This window comes from Kitasatospora sp. NPDC059462 (assembly GCF_042749955.1).
Classification (GTDB): Bacteria; Actinomycetota; Actinomycetes; order Streptomycetales; family Streptomycetaceae; genus Kitasatospora.
The window spans coordinates 1-1144 of record NZ_JBHYUU010000412.1 but is presented as its reverse complement, the minus strand read 5'-3'; the positions used below and the strand labels follow the sequence as shown (position 1 = coordinate 1144).

The 1144-nt window shown below is 67.4% G+C and carries 1 protein-coding gene; it reads left to right on the top strand.

Annotation, left to right across the window (positions count from 1 at the left end; all coding sequences use genetic code 11):
• The coding region (locus ACFXAM_RS38850) for an acyl-CoA dehydrogenase family protein (RefSeq protein ID WP_380298657.1) at positions 1 to 1144 on the top strand (1144 nt) is incomplete at its 5' end.

The following is a 1144-nucleotide window of genomic DNA, read 5'->3' as shown; positions in this document are numbered from 1 at the left end:
GGACTTCGATCTCTTCCGGGTCTCCGAGGAGCACGGGATGCTCCGGGAGGCGGTGCGGTCGCTGGCGGAGGCGAAGATCGCTCCGTTCGCGGCGGAGGTGGATGAGCTGGGGCGGTTCCCGCAGGAGGCGCTGGAGGCGTTGCGGGGCGGTGATCTGCATGCGGTGCACGTGCCGGAGGAGTTCGGGGGTGCGGGGGCGGATGCGCTGGCGACGGTGATCGTGATCGAGGAGGTGGCGCGGGTGTGTGCCTCGTCGTCGTTGATCCCGGCGGTGAACAAGCTGGGGTCGTTGCCGGTGCAGTTGTCGGGGTCGCGGGAGTTGAAGGAGCGGTATCTGGGGGCGTTGGCGCGGGGGGAGGGGATGTTCTCGTACTGCCTGTCGGAGCCGGAGGCGGGGTCGGATGCGGCGGGGATGAGGACCCGGGCGGTGCGGGACGGGGACTTCTGGGTGCTGAACGGGGTGAAGCGGTGGATCACCAATGCGGGGGTGTCGGAGTTCTACACGGTGATGGCGGTGACGGATCCGGAGAAGCGGTCGAAGGGGATCTCGGCGTTCGTGGTGGAGAAGGGCGATGCGGGGGTGTCGTTCGGTGCGCCGGAGCGGAAGCTGGGGATCAAGGGGTCGCCGACGCGTGAGGTGTACTTCGACGATGTGCGGATTCCGGCGGATCGGATGATCGGTGCGGAGGGGACGGGGTTCGCGACGGCGATGCGGACGCTGGACCATACGCGGGTGACGATCGCGGCGCAGGCGTTGGGGATCGCGCAGGGGGCGTTGGACTATGCGAAGGGGTATGTGCGGGAGCGTCGGCAGTTCGGGAAGCCGATCGGTGATTTCCAGGGTGTGCAGTTCATGTTGGCGGACATGGCGATGAAGCTGGAGGCGGCGCGTCAGTTGACGTATGCGGCGGCGGCGAGGTCGCAGCGGGGGGACGGGGATCTGACGTTCTTCGGTGCGGCGGCGAAGTGTTTCGCGTCGGATGCGGCGATGGAGATCACGACGGATGCGGTGCAGTTGCTGGGTGGGTACGGGTACACGCGGGACTATCCGTTGGAGCGGATGATGCGGGACGCGAAGATCACGCAGATCTACGAGGGCACCAACCAGATCCAGCGCATCGTCATGGCCCGCAACCTGCCGTAG